Raw genomic sequence first — 16894 nt, forward strand, 5'->3', positions numbered from 1 at the left:
CGTTGCCCGAGGCTAGCGCCTACGGCTCAGTTTCTAGTCAGCCTTGAGCCGAAGGCGCTAGCCTCGGGCAACGCCACGTTGATCGCTATCGACTGCTAAATCGCCAAGTCACGCCACACGACGCCGCCGTCTTCGAGGCCCCAGTCGGCGTCGAAGTAACCGGCGGCGCGGACGTCGGGCGCCTCGGACGGGTCGCCCGGCGAGTCGATCGCCCGCGGCCCATAGATCAGCACGTCGGGATACTCGACGCCCGACCAAAAATACCGCAAGCGGGTCGTCATCCGCATGCCGACCACGCCCGTGCCGCCGACCACCGCGATGGAGGCCTCGGCACTGCCGGGACGGGGGCGGACCGCCAACACCGCAAGGTCGTCATCCGACTCGGGCCGCGCGCCGATCCACGCCCGGCCCCGTTCGACCCGCACGGTCCGCTTACGGCGGAAGGACGCCTCTTGCTGCAGGAGCAGCCACGCCGAGTTCGCCGGCGCGGAGCCGTACAGGACGACCGAGCGATCCATATCGGACAGAGTCCGCAGCGAATCACGCAGGTCGGCGTCCGCGATGACTTCCAAGCGCCCGGCGCCGCGGTACAGGAACAGGTGGGCGTCGTACCGCGCCTTGGCGGCCATCCAACTCCGTTCGGCTTTCGAGCCGCGCGTGCCGTAGACCAGCTGTGGCCGGCAGCAGAACGCCGACTTCAACCCGCCGCTACGTTCGGGCTCTTTGAACAGCGCCGCCAGCGGCGCGCTGTTGGGCGTGCGTCGCCAGACCCCGTCGTCGGCCCGCGCCAACGAAAGCGTCTGGCCGTCGCGGCCGGGTCGGAACTTCACCGGGCGGCCGCCGTCGAGGCGGACCGACACGTTCGCGCTGTCGCCGAACGAGGCGAGCGACAGCCGCAGCCGCCGGACGTTGTCCGTGACGCCGACGATCTCGCCCTGCTCGCGGTCGCGCGACAGCCGGACCCGAGCGACGGCGCCCTGACGCTCCGCCGCGACGACCGTCACCCAGCCGAGCGTCGAGGCGGCGGCGGGGTCGGGCGTTGCGAAGTCGATCTCGTCCGAAGCGTCGTTGTCGCGGAGCTCGCGGTGCGTGAGCCAATCGGCCTGCTCGTGTAACAGTCGTGGCGTCTCGGCCGCCTCTGCTTCGCGGTAGGCGAAGTCGTTGTGGAAAGCGCCGAGGCGTTCGCGGAGGAAGCGGACCTCGCTGGGCGAAACGTCGGCGTTGCCGGTCGACAGCAGCGACACGCCGACGCCCTGCAAGTTCTCGAGGACTTGCAGCGGGTCCCCGGCCGCCGGCGCCCTGCCGAGCAGCCTGGCCATCGGCGAAGCGTCGGTGGGAACGACCCGCGCGCCCCCCTGGGTGTAGAAACTGAGCCAGCCGTCGGTGACGCCGACGGCGGCGAAACGGTCGGGCCGAAGCGTCGCCAGCCGCAAGGCGCCGTGGCCTCCCATCCCCGTCCCCATGACGGTGACGCGCCGCGTGGCGATCGGGTCGCCCCGTTCCGCCTGGCGTCGGGTGAAGTCGTCGAGCGCCTCGAGCGCGTCGGTCCGGCTCCAATCCTCCCAGTCGAACGCCCACGCCCCGCGTCCGCCGGGGGCGACGACATGGGCGCTGGCGAGCGGTGTGTGTTTTGCGAGCCGCTGGGCGTGCGTCTCGCCCGCGTCGTGCAACGACACGACCACCCCGGCGTTCTCCGCCGCGCCGCTGGCCGGCAGCACGCCGTACGCCTGCACCGACCCGTCGAGGTCGCTGACGAAGGTGTCGCTCCGCGGGTCTTGCGGCCCAACGACCCGCAGCGTCAGCGTCGCCTCGGCGAGCGGCGCGGCGCCAGGCTCGTTGCTGAGCACGGCGACGCGGACGGCGACGCTCTCGCCGACCGCGAGCTCCCGCTGCGGGGCGGGCAGTTTGATGGTGAGGGGCGTCAGCAGCAGCGACTCGATCCGCCGTAGCGGCGTCATTGTTGGTTCGTCATCGCCCCAACCGACCCGCAGTTGGCATCGCGCAAGCGGCGTCGCCGTGGCGTTGAGCAGCGGGAGCGACAACGCGACCGACTCCGGCCGGCCCGCCACCAGGTCGGGCAACCGCGCCGCCTCGGTGATCAGTCGGACCGGCTCGGCGGGTCGGACCAACCGCGGCGTCGCGGCCGGCGACGCAAGGTGAGCGAGCAACCAGTTCTCGCCCTTGGCGACTTCCACCGGCAAGCGGAACCAACCGATCGAGTAGGGATCGCCCGGCAGCCATTCGCCGTTGAGGCAAACGGCCGCGCAGCCGGGCGCCTTGAGCAGCATGACGCCGGCGCTCGGGGCCGCGAACGTGGCGTAAGCGTAGCCACCCGCCAGGTCGCTCGACCGGGGGCTGTCGGCAGGGCGCCACGCAACTTCCTCGCCGCTCGCGTCGAGGACTTCGTCCCCGGTATTGGGTGGCTTCCAATCGCCCCGGGCGACGGCGGCCTCGACCGGATCGACATGCAGGGCGGCACGATGATAGTCGCCAACACGCGGCAGCAACGCCGCGACGACCGGCTCGATCCGCTCGGGGAGCGTCGCCGCTTGTTCGGCCGTTTCGTCCTCCGCTACGCTCGGCGTTTCGACGGGCGTTTCGGCTGGCGTTGCAACGGCTGCGGCGGGGGTCGCCTCGGCGCTGTCGGGCGCCGGCGGAGCCTCGGGCTCGGCGGCGGCGACCGCCGCGATCCACCCGAGGGCGATCGCCGGCCAGGCGCGGAGGTGACGGCGGCAATTCAAGTGAGGAAGCGGCAAGTGGCAGAGCGGCGCGAAAGGGAGTGGCACGAGGGGCAAGCGGAGCGTCCCGAGGTGGAGTGAGCGCCCCCCTCTAGCCTAGCCGGCGGCGGGGTGGCTCCCCAACCTGGCGCCGGGCGAATCGGCAGAAGCCGCAAGATCGCCGCCCGCGCTGGCCGGCGCCATCGCGCCAGGGGGGCCCCATCGACGCGCGTGGACGGCAGGAAAGGTCACACTAACGAAAGAAACTTGCGATCGCAAAAAAAGCGACGAGCCGCCCTTTGGGGGGGCGGCTCGTCGGAATCGTTCAGATTGGGTCGGCAGGATTCTGCCGGCCGAGGACCTGCAGTCCGAGTATCAGTCGCGGGGACGGACCGCACCGGTCAGGCCGCTGTAGTCGACGCGATCAGCCGCGTGCCAGAGCGGGAAGCCCTGACGGACGCGTTCGGCGAGGATCTCGAGCTTCTCTTGCGAGCCGGCCGGCGCGGCGGTCGGCTGGAACTCCTGGTCCTGGGCGCGCGGGACAAAGTCCTCGTCGTGGCCGTACTTCAGGATCGCTTCGAAAACGTTGCCAAGGGTGGGATCGGCCATGGATGGCTCCTTTCGGTCGCGGAGGGCGCCGCTTCGCCGGGATGACCGGCGGCGGGGTCGCCTTCCTATGTGTCAAGCACCTATGTTTCAAGCCAATGGCCGGGCGTTGCGATTACGCCTCGGTTGGCCTTTTTCCGCCAAGCAGTGACACATCCTTGCGTCGATCACCTTTACGCTCCGTCTCGCACGCTACGAAAGGACCACGAAAACGGTTCAATCGTTGCGGTACGAATCTTCGCGGAGGGGAGAAACCTGCGGCAAACTCGCGGGGGCGGGATCCCCACGACGCCAGACAGATTTACCCGCCCAACGTCGCGAGTAGACCTCATCGTCCGACGGGACCCGCCCCGTGAGGGGATCCCGTCGGTTACGAGGTCGAAGGATTATCGCTGTGGGGATTGTGAAGTCAAGTTTTTTAGCGGGGGCGATACGGGGGGTTGACCGGTTCGGGACAGCCCGCTGTCAAGGGGCGCCGACTAGGGGGTTGGCGACGCCCCCCACGCCCCCGCAAGCCTTGTTCAGAAGGCGAACAACTGGCCCCACGACACCGCGACGGCCCGCGGGTCGGCGGTGAGCCGCAGCATCGCGGCCGCCACCAACGCGACGCCCGCGCCCAGCAAGAGCCAACCCCGCGGGTTCGGCCGGATCGCCACGCCCCGCAGGGCCCGCTCGACCGACCGCCCGAGCCGCCGCCAGCCCGCCAGGTCCTGTCGGCCGCCGCTGGCGATGAGGCTCGTGTTGCGCATCCAGGCGAACGTGTCGAGGTGGCAGTTCACGCCAATCTGGGGCAGCACCAGGCTCTCGCCCGCCCACCGGCCCGACCCGTCAAGCTTCCGCACCGCTTCGGAGAGGACCGGACGCAGCTCCTCGGCCGACAGGTTGTAGACCACCAGCCGCGGCCGACAGAGCATCGCGGCGAGCGTCACCCACAGCCAGTAGAACGCCAGCAGGAAGAGCCAGACGAAGTCGCCCAGCTCGACCGTCGCGGCGTCGGGACGGAACAGGGCGATCGGGCCGACAAAGATCAGCCCCGTGAGGGCCATGCCGAGCGTCGCCAAGTCGGCCGCCCCGGTGACCAAGACCGGCCGCGTGCGCAGGTTCAGCAGCCCCAGCAGCAGGAGGTAGGACCCGAGCGGGACCGCGGCGATCGCGAAGCGGAGCGGGTCCATCAGGCGCGGGCCGACTCCGTTTCTTGCGACGGCTTGTCGCGCTCGCCCCGGTGGTCTTCGAGCAGCCGCACCAGGGTCTGGGTGTGCTCGGCGACGCGGCGGCGGCTCTCGGCCCGGAAGCGGACGCTCGACGCCCAGGCGTCCCAAACGCCCAGCACAAAGATCAGCCCGGCCAGCAGCACCAGCGCGGCCATGTAAACGACCACCCACCACGGCTCGCGCGGCGTCACCGGCCAGAGGGCGATGAGCCCCCCCACCACGGCGATCGAGGCCGTAGCGGTCCAGCGCCGCAGCGTCCGCGAGCGGGCGAAACGCCGCTCGGCGGGGTCGGTCTCTTCCCGGGCGTCGGCCCACTCGCGGCGGTGCGAGTCGAGCAGCACCCCGGCCAGAGCCAGCAGCACGAGCGACAGCAGCGAGGTGGTGACCATGGACAACGACTAAACGAGCGAATCGGGTAAACGAACGAATCGGGCAAACGAGCGGGAGCGGGCAAACGGCGTCAGCAACCGTCTCCTATCTACCTAGGATACCGACCCGCGGCGGCGGTGTCGCGTGATCGCGAGGCGTGGCCAAAACCGCCGCGCGAAATCCGTTTTTGTTGGCGCCCGACCCGGGACAGGTGGCGAGGTCCTTCCAACCATTCGGGTACGCGCACCTGGCCAGAAGTGGGGTTGCGGCGGGGGCGGCGCTGTCGGGTTCAGAGGGGTAACCACGAAGGAACGACGGGGACGAAGGGATTGGCGGTCAACCCGGGCGTTTGGGGGCGAGGGTTATTCAAACCGCGTGGACCTGGGTGACCGCCTCCGCGACCTCAACGGTTTACGGATCGCGGACGGCACGACCGACGTAAGGCGATCTTCCGTCGTGGCAAAGGTCTACGGGAAGGAGTTTTTGGAAATGACGATGAACGCTCGAAGTGAGCTATGTCGCCGCATGCGAAAGAAGGTTCGCCGGCAGTTTGAATACTCGCTAGCCTTCCGCCAGCGGAGGCTTTTTCTCCGTTATCGGCGGGCGCCCGGCCGCCTTGTCGGCGTTCAGCTGGATGTAGTGGTTCCACTCAGCGGGAACTTCGTTCTCGGGAAATATCGCCTCGACGGGGCACTCACTGCGGCAGGCGTCGCAGTCGATGCACTCGTCGGGGTCGATGTACAGCATCCGGTCGCCCTCGCGGAAGCAGTCGCACGGGCAGACGGTGATGCAATCGGTATACTTGCACCCATCGCAGGGCGCCGTGACGACATAGGCCATTCGATTTTCTCCTTTATTCGAGGCGGGGTGTGAACTGTGCGGCCCGCACGAGGCTCTCTGTAAAGGGCATTCGATTCCGAGGCAGCGGTGGACAGCGATTCCAAGAAAAACGGAGTACACGCGTCGCGAAGCGAGCCGGTTGCGCCCGACTCGATGCGCTTGTTGGATCGCTTCCAGGCGGGAGACAGCCAGGCAGCGCCCGAGATATTCGATCGGTACGTCGCCCGACTTATCGGCTTGGCCCGGTCCCGTTTGAGCCAGGGCTTGAAGCGCCGCATCGACCCCGAAGACGTTGTCCACTCTGCCTACCGAAGCTTCTTCGTCCACGCGGCAGAGGGCGACTTCGCCTTGGAGCAGTCGGGGGACCTTTGGCGGCTGCTTGCCCAGATTACGCTCAACAAGTTGCGGAAGCAGGCCGAGCGTCATACGGCGGCCCGCCGAGACTTCCGTCGCGATGAAGGAGACGCCAAGGCGGCCTTCCAAGCGTCCGCCGAGCCAGCACCCGAGGAGGCCGCTGCGCTCATCGAGCAAGTGCGGCTCGTCGCGGAGCGGCTCTCGGCCGATGAGCGCTTCGTGCTCTCCGCGTACCTACGCGGCGACTCTGTCGACATGATCGCCAAGCGACTCGCGAAATCACCTCGTACTGTGCGGAGGGCATTGGCTCGCGTTCGAACGCAAACCGAGCGCCAGCTGCTCGGGTCTGGTGAGTGCTGCGAGGTGTCGGTGGATGAGACGCCTCTTGAGTACCCAATCCCCTACTCCGACTTTCGGCTTGAGCGGCTGATCGGCGCGGGCGGCATGGGCAAGGTCTATCTCGCAACTCAGCAAAGCACCGGCGAGGTCGTCGCGGTCAAGGCGCTTCGAAAAGTCCGCCAGACTGATAATCGGGCCGTGAAGCAATTCCTGCACGAAGCGGCCGTTGTCGAGCGGATGGATCATCCTGGGGTCATTCGGGTGCGCGGGCTTGGCCGGTTTCCGACAGGCGGTTACTTCATCGTGATGGACTTAATCGACGGTGGCGATCTGCAAACACTGATCGACACGCAGCGTCTGCCTCTTACCGCGGCCGTTGCTATCCTTGAGCGGGTGGCCGAAGCGATCGTCCACGCCCACCAGGCCGGTGTGGTTCACTGCGACCTGAAACCGGCGAACATCTTGCTCGGTCGTGACCAGAGGGTCGTTGTGACCGACTTTGGCTTTGCCCAGATCATCGCCGGTGAAAGAGCACCGGCGGCTCTTGGAGGCACGCTTGGCTACCTGGCGCCTGAGCTGCTTGAACGCCGCGGGCGGCCTACGCCAGCGGCCGATGTCTACAGCCTTGGAAGAATCCTTGAAAGGATCGTCGATTCCGAGCAGTCGTCCTTGCGCTGAGTCTCGGAATGTTGCTTGTCGGAAGACGCTTGCAAGAGGCCGCCGACGGCGGCCGCTTTTCTCGACCTGTTGCGAGACGCGGCGGATGCCGATCAGTCAGTAATGGCCGGCTCGCCGCTGTAGCCCCCTTCGCGATAGGCGGCCACGTACCGGGCGTAGTTGTCGGGCGACTCGTCGAGGTTGCGGATCTCGGCTTCGGTCAGCGGGCGTTTTACCTGGGCCGGGACGCCCGCCACCAGCATGCCCGAGGGGGCGGTGAAGCCGGTGCGGACCAGTGACCCCGCCGCTACCAGCGTGTGCGGTTCGATCACGCACTTGTCGAGCAGCACGGCGCCCATCCCGATCAGCACCCGATCCTTGATCGTGCAGGCGTGGAGGACCGCGTTGTGGCCGACCGTCACGCGGCTGCCAATGGTGAGCGGGCCGGTGTCGTGCGTGACGTGGAGCGTGCAGTTGTCCTGCACGTTGGTCAGCTCGCCGATCCGGATCGGGCAGACGTCGCCACGCACGACCGCGTTGAACCAGACGCTGGAGTGGGCGCCGATCTCGACGTCGCCGATGATCCGCGCGCCGTCGGCGACGAAGACGGTCTCGTGAAGACGGGGAAGCACGCCGCGGAAAGGAAGGATCGTCGCCATGCGGCGATTGTAGCAAGCAAGACTGGCGGTCGAGCCCCAGAGGGGCGGCAGCGCGTAGCCAGGGGCGTGAGCCCCTGGAACCGGTTCGCCTTTCAATCAACAGCCCCGGAGGGGCGAGAGCAACTCCGCAATCGAGTTGCTGCCGCCCCTCCGGGGCTGTAGCTCGGCTGCTTCTACTGCGGCGCCACTTTTAGTTGGATCCGCAGCACCACGAAGCGGCGGGGGGCGGCGCCGGGGGTGGCGGCGTGTTGTTGCTTTTGTTGCTGCAGCAGCTGGGCGATCTGCTCGGGGGTGAGCGTCACCCGCAGCGGCACCGCGCGGACGCTTGGCGTTGGCGCAGGCGTGGTGGTCGGGGTGGCGGTCGATGTCCGGTCGGGGGCGACCTTCACGAGCGAGCCCTCCTCGTCGCCCAGTTCGCCGAGCAAGCGGTCGAGCTCGCTCTGCTCCCCTTCGAGATAGACGAGCTGGTCCTGCGCGTCGGTCGACTCGGCCGGCTCGCTGACCGCCATCAAGGCGCCGGGGAGCTGCGCCGACTTGGTGGGCTGGAACGCCAGCCGTTGGCGGAGTTGTTGGTACGCCTCGGGGGTCGGGCGGTAGTTGACCAGCTGCATGCCGGGCGACGACTGCTGCATCGCGTTGAGGTACGACGCGAGCTGTTGTGAGTTGATGACGGCGCGCTGTTGCTGCGCAACCTGCGCCACTTGGGCGGGGCCTTTGGCCGGCTCGGGGCGGCCGTAGAAGCTGATCATCACCACCGCGGCGGCCGCGACGACGGCCCAGCCCCACTGGCGAGCGCCCTTGCCGACCGGCAGACCGAAGTAGCCCTCCGGCTCGAGGCGATCCGCCAGCTCGACGGGTTCGCCCTCACCAGTCGCTTGACGACCCCCTGCCTGACGACCCCCTGCCCGACGACGCAGCGCCTCGGCGACAACACTCGAAGCGAGGTCCCGCGTAAAGACCGGCGCCGGCGCCGTGTGACAGAGTTGGCTCAAGCCGGCGAGCTCGTCGGCGAAGCGCCGCGCCGCCGGGTCGTTGGCCAGCCGCTGCTCGATGTCGGCCGCCTCTTGCGGAGACAGTTCGCCATCGAGGTAGGCGCTGATCCGTTCGCCTAGCTCGTCGGGGAGCGTCGTGTTGTTGGGGTTTTGGTTCATCGGTTCGATTCCGAATCGTTGAGAAGAAGCAGTTCCATGCCGCGAGGGTTCGCGGCGGCTCTCTCGGTTCTCTAAACGGTTGGTCGTTGTAAGCGGGGAATTGGTTCCCAAGTCGAAAGCCCGTGAAGGCTTTCCCGCTTTACTTATTCCCCCTCCCTTTCAGGGAGGGGTTAGGGGAGGGTCTCGGCGATCAGGACAGGAAAACGCCCCTGTGATGAACGGTCTCACCCTCCCCTAGCCCCTCCCTAAAAAGGAGGGGAATTCTTTTCCTCTCGCCTTATCCGAGTCTATGTAAGTCTTATCCGCGTTTATTCGTGTAATTCGTGGGCTTCTTCCTTCTTCACAGCGTTCAAACCTCACCGAGCGTTTCCGCAAGGCGTTCGCGGAGTTGCGAGCGGGCGCGGAACAGGCGGCTGCGGACCGTGCCGATCGGGGCGCCAATCAGCTCGGCGATCTGCTGGTAGTCCATTTCCTCGAACTCGCGGAGGACGATCACCTGGCGGTGGTCCTCTTCGAGCTCGGCGATCGCGGCGTGCAGCAGCTCGGCGCGCTCGCCTTGGAAGGTGGACTCGGTCGGGCCGGTCGCCTCGGCGAGCGGCTCGACGCCCCCCGCTTCTTGGACGGCGTTGAGCGACACGCGCGGGCGGCGTTTGCGGCCCTTGCTGATCGCTTGGTTGAACGCGATGCGGTAGATCCAGGTGTAGAAGCGGCTGGAGCGTTGGAAGCTCGACAGCTTGAGGTAAGCCTGGACAAAGGCCTCTTGGGCGACGTCCTCGGCCTCCTCGGCCGAACCGGTGAGGCGGGTGAGCGACGCCCGGAGGCGGTCTTGGTAGCGGCCGACCAGCTCGCCGTAGGCGGACGACTGGCCGGCGAGTGTGCAGTCGATCAGCCGGTCGTCGATCGTCTGATCGGCGTCGAGCGGCTTTCGTTCGGAGGCCGCAGCGTCGGAAGTCGTGGCGTCGGGCGTCGAAGCGCGGTGGTCCACGGCGCCGGCAAAGGCCGCGCCGAGGGCGTGCGTCAGCGGGATCGATACGCTCGACAAGCTGTCGTCCTCGGGGGAGGAGTCGGGAGGGCCGCCGCGATGGGGTCCGTCGTCCCGGTCCTTGGGGGCGTCGTCTTGGGGGAGGTGGTCCGTCAAACGACGCTCCGCACGGCGGGATAGCGGGCGGCGTCGGGGGGTGGGACGCCCCCACCCGGGGAGAAGTTCCCCCAGCCCGCCGCCCAATAAGGGCCTACAGCTAGTAAACTATGGCGCCGTCACGCTTTACGGCTGCTGAATCGTTGGACTTCCGGGGCCTTGTGTCAAACTGGGGCCGCAGAAACCGCCAAGACGCCACGAGCGCCAAGGCATGCCAGCAATTTTCTGACAGGATCAACAGGATCGACCGGATGACGGCCAATCCCGTCGATCCTGTTTGATCCTGTCGAAATTCGCCCCGATGTCGACTTCATCCTCACTCAACTGGCTCGACGGCGCCCTCGAGGGTCTCCAGCGGGCCGGGCTGCGCCGCGAGCGGCGTGTCGGCTCGGGGCTCCCGGCCGGGGCGATCGACTTCGGCTCGAACGACTACCTCGGCCTAGCGGGCGACCCGCGGCTGGCGGAGGCGGCGGCCGCGGCGGGCCGATCGGGCTGGGGGGCGGGGGCGAGCCCTGTCGTCTCGGGCCGCAGCGCGTTGCACGCCGAGCTCGAACGGCGGCTGGCCGAGTTCGAGGGCGCCGAGGGGGCGATCCTCTTCCCCAGCGGGTTCGCGGCCGGCGCGGGGGTGATCCCCGCCCTGGTGGACGAGGGGGACGCCGTCTACGCCGACGCCAAGAACCACGCCAGCCTGATCGATGGCTGCCGGCTGACGAGGGCCGAGCGGCGGGTCTATCCGCACAACGCCGCCGCCGCCCTGCGGGCGATGCTGGAGGCCGACGCCGGGCGGTTCCGCCGGCGGCTGATCGTCACCGACGGGCTTTTTAGCATGGACGGCGACTTCGCCCCGCTGGCCGGGCTGGGCGAACTCGCCGCCGCGCACGACGCGATGCTGGTCGTCGACGAGGCCCACGCCACGGGCGTCTGGGGCCCCTCGGGCCGCGGCTCGGTCGAGGCCGCCGCTCAGAGGGCGCCGGCGCTGGAGTCCCAGGTCGCGGTCAGGATCGGGACGCTCAGCAAGGCGCTCGGGTCGGCGGGCGGTTTTGTTACGGGCAGCGCCGCCCTCATTGATTGGCTCCACAACCGGGCCCGGTCGTACGTTTTTTCGACCGCCGCGCCTCCCGCCGTTGCGGCGGCGGCGATCGCGTCCCTCGAGATTGTCCGCACCGAGCCCGAACGCCGCGAACGGGTCCGCCGCAATGCCGAGCGGCTCCGCGGGCTGCTCGGCGACGCCGGCTGGAACACCGGTCAGTCGACCAGCCAGATCGTGCCGATCGTCGTCGGCGCGCCCGAGCGGGCGGTCGCCCTCGCCGCGGAGCTCGCCCGGCGGGGCTTCTATGTGCCGGCGATCCGGCCCCCCTCGGTGCCGGCCGGGGAGTCGCTGCTGCGGGTTTCGGTCTCGGCCCGACACGGGGCGGACGACCTGCGGCAGCTCGTCGAAGCACTGGGCCCGGCCCCCGATCCGGCGCAACCCGGTTGACCCCAACCACGCCCTCCGGCTTGCGCGAATAACGTCGGCGCCTTGATTAGGGCCAAGTTCTTGCCATGTGGTGACTTACGTTCACTCACGGGGTGGCCGAGTTTCGTTGACCGACCGGCCCGCCCTGTTTACGATCGGCATTGGTTCACTGTCTTTCCCAAAGCCCGCAAACGGCCTCTAGGCCGGCATGCGGTTCGACTTGGGCGACCATTCCTTGTGGCCCGCCCGACCCACCGGAACTTCCCACCTTGGAAATCACGATCCAGATCCTGATCGGCGTCCTGACGCTGGTCGTCTTGGTGGGGGCGTTTCTTGCCTCGAAAAAATGGCACTGGGCCCACGTGCTCGTGCTGGTGGCGTTCTACTTCGCGAGCGTCGGCTACGCGATTCTCGCGGCGCGGTCGCTCAACACTCGGCTTGAGTACCAAGAGAAGCTCGCCAAGGCGGAAGAGAATTACGAACAGCAGGTGGACTTAAACGACGGCTTGCTGCGCGGCACGTCGGTCCCGAAGGTCGTCAACCAGCTCGCCGCACGCGACGTGCTCGCCGCCCAAGAGACCGAAGCCGTCCCGGGCACGGTTGAGCTCGAGCACAAGCTGCGTCTGCTCAGCCGCGACCGCGGCCGCGTGTGGCGATTCGCTAGCCCGACCGGCCCCCCCGACCCGCAGACGAGCGTCGTCGAGGTCCGGTTCCCGGTCCGCCCGAGCGTGCTCAACGCGCCGGCCGAAGGCGAAGAGGCGCCGCTCGAGGGCGAAGAAGCCGCCGCCGAGCAACCGTCTGGCCCGCCGCCGTCGCTCGGCCTGGAGACCGACGCCATCGTCTACGTCTTTGAGCAAGGCCCGCTTGAAGGAACCGAGGAGTCCAAGCCCAATCACTACATCGGCGAGTTCCGTGTCGACGCGGTCGCCGGCCGCACCGCCAAACTCGAACCGCTCGACCAGCTCGAGCTCGACCCGGTCGCCACCGAGCGGCTGCTCTCGAGCCGCGGCCCCTGGATCGTCTACGAGTCGATGCCCGCCGACGACCGCGAGCTGTTCGCCGGCATGGACGACGAGACCCTCCGCCGGTTGCTGCCCGAGTCGGTCGTCGAGCAGTACCTCCGCGACGGCACGCCCGCCCAGCCCGACGACCCGGAGGACCGACTCGTCTCGGTCGACGCCGACGGCCACGTCGTGCCTCCGGACGACCCGGAGGGCAAGGGCGTCGCGAAGCAGTACCGCCGCCAGATGCGTGATTACACGTTGCTGCTGAACGACCTCGAAGCCGAGCGCGCCGAGCTCGTCGCCCGCGAACAAGCCATGACGGCCGACATCGCCAAGCTCGAAGAGGCGTTGGCCAACGCCGAGAAGATCAAGGCGTACCGCGAAGAGGAGCTCGCCAAGTGGCAGGCCGACCTGGCCGCGGTGGAACGCGAGCGGAAGGCGATCGAGGCGCACGAAGCGGCCCTCCGCGCGCAAGTCGCCAACGCCCAACGGCTCCTGGCCGAAACGCTCAAGGAGAACGCCCAACTCGCCTCGATGCGGGCGACCGAACGCGGCGTGCTCGTGCCGTTCGGGTCGGGCGCTCTGGATATCGACGCCCTTTGACGTGATCCTGACGCGCACGACGCCGTGTTGTCGTGAATCGTTATCAGGGCCCGCCCGAGGCTAGCGCCTTTGGCTCAAGTACGGACGGCGTTCGACTGTGATTCTTGTCGCCACCACGACGCCCGACCGAGCGACGGCCGACGCGATCGCCGCGGCCCTGGTCGAGCAGCGCCTCGCCGCGTGTGTGCAGATCAGCGGGCCGATCACCAGCGTCTATCGCTGGGAGGGCGCCGTCGAGACGGGCCAAGAGTGGCTCTGCACCGCGAAGACCACCGCCGAGCGTTGGCTGGAAGTCGAGCGCCTCGTCACCGAGCTGCACCCCTACGAGACGCCCGAGCTGATCGCGACGCCGATCACGCACGCGTCGCCGGTGTACGCGGAGTGGCTGCGTGAGCAGGTGGCGGAGTCGGCGGGCCGTAGTCGTTAGCACAGTTAACCGGGGCTAGCGCCCTGCGGCTGATGTGCCGGTCCGATCAGCCGCAGTGCGCTAGCCCCGGTTAGCTTTCCTTAGCGGGTCGAGAGGATCGAGCTCACCGAGCCGAAGCCTTGGCCCCAGAGCAATTCGACGGGGACCGCCGCGTAGACGCCGCGCGTGAAGACCTGCTCGATAAAATCGTCCGCCACGTCGATCGGCGTCTTCGGCACGAGCACGATGTCCGAGTCGTTGAGCCAGATCTCGTCGGCCGGGACGGGCCGTTTGCCGTAGAGCGCGCCGCGGAGGTCGATCATGGTCGCCATTAATCGCCAGTCGTCGCCGCGACGGAAGACCACGACCTGCCGCAGGTTGGCGCCATTGGACCAACTGCCCGCCTGCGCGATCGCCTGCATGGCCGTGGTGGGGCCGCGAAGTTCGAACTGCCCCGGCGTGGCGACTTCGCCCAGCACGTAGATGAACCGCGGCGCCCGCTGCTGGAGGGCGACCGTGACGCTGACGCCGGGGATGACCGCCTCGTAGCGGGCGTCGATCTCGCGGGCCGCCTCGTCGAGCGAGAGTCCCTGCACGTAGACGTTGCCGAGCGCCGGCAGCTGGATCGTGCCGGCCGGCGTCACCGTGGAGGCGATCTGCCGCCCTCCCAGGTTGCCGCCGCGTCCGTCGACCGTCTCGAGCAAGTCCTCGAGCCGTGTGTTGAGGATGATCGGCGTGACGGTGATCGCCGGGACGTTGTAGTACTCCTTGAAGCGCTCCTCGAGGCCTTCCTGGAGGGCCACCAGCTGACGCCCCGCTGCCGGGACGCGTCCCACGAGCGGCAGCGTGATCATGCCGTCGGGCTGAACGATCACCTCGCGGCTCAGGTTGTCTTGCGAGTTGCTCTGCGCAGCGGCGTCGGCGCCGCCGCCGGTCGAGCCGCCGGCGGTGAGCGACTCGATGCGGATGCGGTCGCCGACCTGCAGCTGGTAGGGGCGCGAGAGCACCTCCCGCGTCCGCAGAAAGCGGAGCGAGAGGATGTCGTCGGCGCGCAGGCGGTACTCCGAGACGTGTGCCGTCCGGGCGTGGCCGACGTACTCGCCCTGGGCGAAGCGTTGCCAGTCGATCGCGCCGCGGGAGTCCCAGCCGACTTCGCCTTGGGCGTTGCAGCCGTTGCACGCCGTGTTGCTATCGACGCCCCAGATGGCGTGCGGCGCGCCGGGGTTGGCGCATCCGCCACCGACGCAGCCGCAGTTCGACTCGGCGCAGGGCGTCTCGCACGGCGGCTGGCAGAGCATCACCGGCGGCGCCGCCGGCACGCCGCTCACCAGCGCTAGCGTGGCGAGGACGCCAAGCAGCCGCCCCATCGCCGGCGTCGTTCGTAGGAGTCGAAGCATCATCGGGGGGTTCGATTCGGTTAGCGGTAGACACGCGGCTGCGAAGCGATCGCCGGGGGCGCTGTCGGTTGCGACGCGGGGGGCTCGGCCCAGCCAGTAGCCTGTTTGGCGCGGTCGATCCAACTACGCCAGCCGCTCGGTTGGCTGGCGGGCGCCATCGCGTAGCCGGGCGCGGCGGGAAACGCCGCTGCCTGGGGCGGGGCCATCATGGGTTGGGTGGGCATGGGCTGGTTGAGCATTGGTTGACTCGACACCGATTGGCCGGTCATGGGCTGGCTGGTCATCGGTTGATTGGGCGCCGGCGGGGTCGGCCGTTGCGGGGCGCCGACCGCGGCGGGCGCCTGCCGGAAAGCGGCCGGGTCGACCCAATCGACGCCGTGACGGCGCGACACGTCGCCCGCCAGACGCTCGCGTTGCGCGAGCCGGTCGCCCTGCGTGCGAGCGGCGATCGCCGCCTGCTCGCGGCCCAGCTTCTGCTCGACCGCCGCCAGGTTGGAGTGCACCGTCGCGATCGCCGAGGGCTGCGAGGCCGCTTTCTTGAGCACCTCGCGGGCTTGCTCGTAGCGACCGACCTGCGCGAGGCGGACGCCTAACTCGTTGGCGGCCAGATAGTTCTCGGCGTGGGCGTCGATCGCCGCCCGATACATCACGGCGCACTTGCGGCCCGCGGAGGCGTCGCCACCCTGCGCCTCGAGGCGGGCGTACGTCTTGCCGAGGCCGTGGAGCGCCATCGAACCGGCCGGCTCATCGGCAGCCGCCTCGGCCAATCGCTGCGCGGCGTACTGCGAGTAGCGGGCGATCGCCTCGTGCGGGGCGACGGGGCCCGCGTCGCTCAGCAGCCGCACGCCGTGCGACCGGGCGATCGCGGCGACGTCGAGTTCCGCCTCGAGCGCGTCCCCTTTCGGGATGAAGTCGTCCGCCTCGTCGAGCGTGCGGAGGCCGGCGGCGAGCGCCTCGGCGCAGCGGGTGGAGCCCTCGGCCGCGTCATTCGCCATCGCGATCCGCCGCAGCACCTCGACAAACTTCGACCGCGCGGCGTAAACCGCTCCCGCCTTGCCCAATTCGAAGCCGGCCTGCACTTCGGGTTCGAGTCGCCGGCTGAGGTCCTTCGTCGAAGCGGTGTAGGTCAACAGCGCGTCGCCTTCAGGAGACGCCATCTCACGGAGCGGGCGCGGGTCGGCGTGCGGCCGCAGCGGGGCGGCCACCGCGAGGAGCGCCTCGTCATCGGACCAGGCTTCCGAGCCCTCGACGGACCCGTCCTCGAATGCGTCGAACGCCTCGGCCGCAACTTGTTGGCGAGGCGCCGGCGTCGGGGCTTTGTACTGGTAGGGCGCCGCCGGATCGAAGCGCGGCCCGCTCCGCGCCAGCGCGACGCGCGGCGATGGCGACGCCACCGGCACGGGCGGGATCGCGTCGTCTTCGGGGGGCCCCATCGCGGCCGGGTTGTTGATCGTGAGGGCGCCGTTCCAGGCGTACGGCGCCATCTCGTCGCGCGGCGCGGCTGAGACCGGTTCGGGGGGCGTCGGGGCGACCTGACGCAGCGGTCGCGGCGGCTCGTAGGCCAGCGGCGCCATGAGCTGTTGCGTGACGGGCTGCTGAGTCAGGGTCTGTTGAGTGACGGGCGTCATCGCCGGCCGCTCCGATGTCGCCAGCGGCAGGCGATAGGAGCCGACCTCACCAAACAAGTCTGGCGACCGCGGCAGTTCGGGCGTCGTCGGCGCGGCGTCGACCGCGGCGGCCGACCGCTGCTCGGGACGGCCGAAGACGACGAAGTAGCCGGTGGCCGCGACGAGAGCGACGGTCAGCAGCACCCCACCGCCAGCGGCGAAGAGGCGGAGGGCGGCGCGTTGAGTCGACGCGGCTTCCATGCGTGGTGGCTCGGCTTGGCGGCACAACCCGCCGGCATCCATGCCGACGGCCCGATCACCCGCGCCCGACAAGACGGGGCGATCGTCCGTTGTAGGTTCGGAAGCTTCCAGTCCGGGCG

Annotated in this window: 14 protein-coding genes; 4 read left to right on the forward strand and 10 right to left on the reverse strand. The window is 69.0% G+C overall.

The features are described 5' to 3' along the window. Positions 1-95 precede the first annotated feature (95 nt). The 5 genes from Pla108_RS08125 to Pla108_RS08145 all read right to left on the reverse strand — a co-directional run bounded on the left by Pla108_RS08125 (position 96) and on the right by Pla108_RS08145 (position 5743). Positions 96-2786: an alpha/beta hydrolase-fold protein gene (locus tag Pla108_RS08125; RefSeq protein WP_146444357.1), complete on the reverse strand. Its 2691-nt coding sequence runs from the start codon at positions 2784-2786 to the stop codon at positions 96-98. Between the two features lie 306 nt (positions 2787-3092). Beyond that, positions 3093-3326, reverse strand: a complete 234-nt coding sequence (locus Pla108_RS08130; protein WP_146444358.1) for a hypothetical protein — start codon at positions 3324-3326, stop codon at positions 3093-3095. Positions 3327-3844: 518 nt separating this feature from the next. Beyond that, on the reverse strand, positions 3845-4495 hold the full coding sequence (locus Pla108_RS08135) for a hypothetical protein (RefSeq protein WP_146444359.1): 651 nt from the start codon (positions 4493-4495) through the stop codon (positions 3845-3847). Continuing rightward, positions 4495-4923 carry a hypothetical protein gene (locus tag Pla108_RS08140; RefSeq protein ID WP_146444360.1) on the reverse strand — a complete coding sequence of 143 codons (429 nt, stop codon included), beginning with the start codon at positions 4921-4923 and terminating at the stop codon, positions 4495-4497. Before Pla108_RS08140 ends, Pla108_RS08135 begins: the two co-directional genes overlap by 1 nt. A 541-nt stretch (positions 4924-5464) precedes the next feature. After that, positions 5465-5743, reverse strand: coding sequence for a 4Fe-4S binding protein (locus tag Pla108_RS08145; RefSeq protein WP_146444361.1), 279 nt, complete (start codon positions 5741-5743; stop codon positions 5465-5467). A gap of 153 nt (positions 5744-5896) precedes the next feature. Here Pla108_RS08145 and Pla108_RS08150 point away from each other — a divergent pair, with 153 nt between their 5' ends. After that, positions 5897-7114, forward strand: coding sequence for a protein kinase domain-containing protein (locus Pla108_RS08150; RefSeq protein WP_146444362.1), 1218 nt, complete (start codon positions 5897-5899; stop codon positions 7112-7114). A gap of 92 nt (positions 7115-7206) precedes the next feature. Here the strand turns inward: Pla108_RS08150 and Pla108_RS08155 are convergent, their stop codons facing one another. From Pla108_RS08155 to Pla108_RS08165, 3 genes are all read right to left on the reverse strand, one after another. After that, positions 7207-7752 (reverse strand): gamma carbonic anhydrase family protein, encoded by a 546-nt coding sequence (locus Pla108_RS08155; protein ID WP_146444363.1) that lies wholly within the window; start codon positions 7750-7752, stop codon positions 7207-7209. Positions 7753-7925: 173 nt separating this feature from the next. Continuing rightward, a complete protein-coding gene (locus Pla108_RS08160) occupies positions 7926-8903 on the reverse strand; it encodes an anti-sigma factor family protein (RefSeq protein ID WP_146444364.1) in 978 nt (325 codons plus the stop codon). A 349-nt stretch (positions 8904-9252) separates the two neighbouring features. Then, positions 9253-10041, reverse strand: a complete 789-nt coding sequence (locus Pla108_RS08165) for a sigma-70 family RNA polymerase sigma factor (protein WP_231934328.1) — start codon at positions 10039-10041, stop codon at positions 9253-9255. A gap of 301 nt (positions 10042-10342) precedes the next feature. Between Pla108_RS08165 and Pla108_RS08170 the strand changes: the two genes are divergently transcribed. The 3 genes from Pla108_RS08170 to cutA all read left to right on the forward strand — a co-directional run bounded on the left by Pla108_RS08170 (position 10343) and on the right by cutA (position 13531). After that, a complete protein-coding gene (locus Pla108_RS08170; protein WP_146444365.1) occupies positions 10343-11518 on the forward strand; it encodes an aminotransferase class I/II-fold pyridoxal phosphate-dependent enzyme in 1176 nt (391 codons plus the stop codon). 248 nt (positions 11519-11766) lie between these two features. Further along, positions 11767-13104 carry a hypothetical protein gene (locus Pla108_RS08175; protein ID WP_146444366.1) on the forward strand — a complete coding sequence of 446 codons (1338 nt, stop codon included), beginning with the start codon at positions 11767-11769 and terminating at the stop codon, positions 13102-13104. 97 nt (positions 13105-13201) lie between these two features. After that, the gene (gene cutA, locus Pla108_RS08180) at positions 13202-13531 is read left to right on the forward strand and encodes a divalent-cation tolerance protein CutA (protein WP_146444367.1); all 330 of its coding nucleotides are present in this window, start codon (positions 13202-13204) and stop codon (positions 13529-13531) included. An 80-nt stretch (positions 13532-13611) separates the two neighbouring features. Here cutA and Pla108_RS08185 read toward each other — a convergent pair whose 3' ends face one another. Together Pla108_RS08185 and Pla108_RS08190 are read right to left on the reverse strand one after the other, a co-directional pair. Continuing rightward, a complete protein-coding gene (locus Pla108_RS08185; RefSeq protein WP_146444368.1) occupies positions 13612-14910 on the reverse strand; it encodes a polysaccharide biosynthesis/export family protein in 1299 nt (432 codons plus the stop codon). A 17-nt stretch (positions 14911-14927) separates the two neighbouring features. Continuing rightward, positions 14928-16775 (reverse strand): hypothetical protein, encoded by a 1848-nt coding sequence (locus Pla108_RS08190; protein WP_146444369.1) that lies wholly within the window; start codon positions 16773-16775, stop codon positions 14928-14930. Between the last annotated feature and the right edge of the window lie 119 nt (positions 16776-16894).

Source organism: Botrimarina colliarenosi (assembly GCF_007859955.1).
Taxonomy (GTDB): domain Bacteria; phylum Planctomycetota; class Planctomycetia; order Pirellulales; family Lacipirellulaceae; genus Botrimarina; species Botrimarina colliarenosi.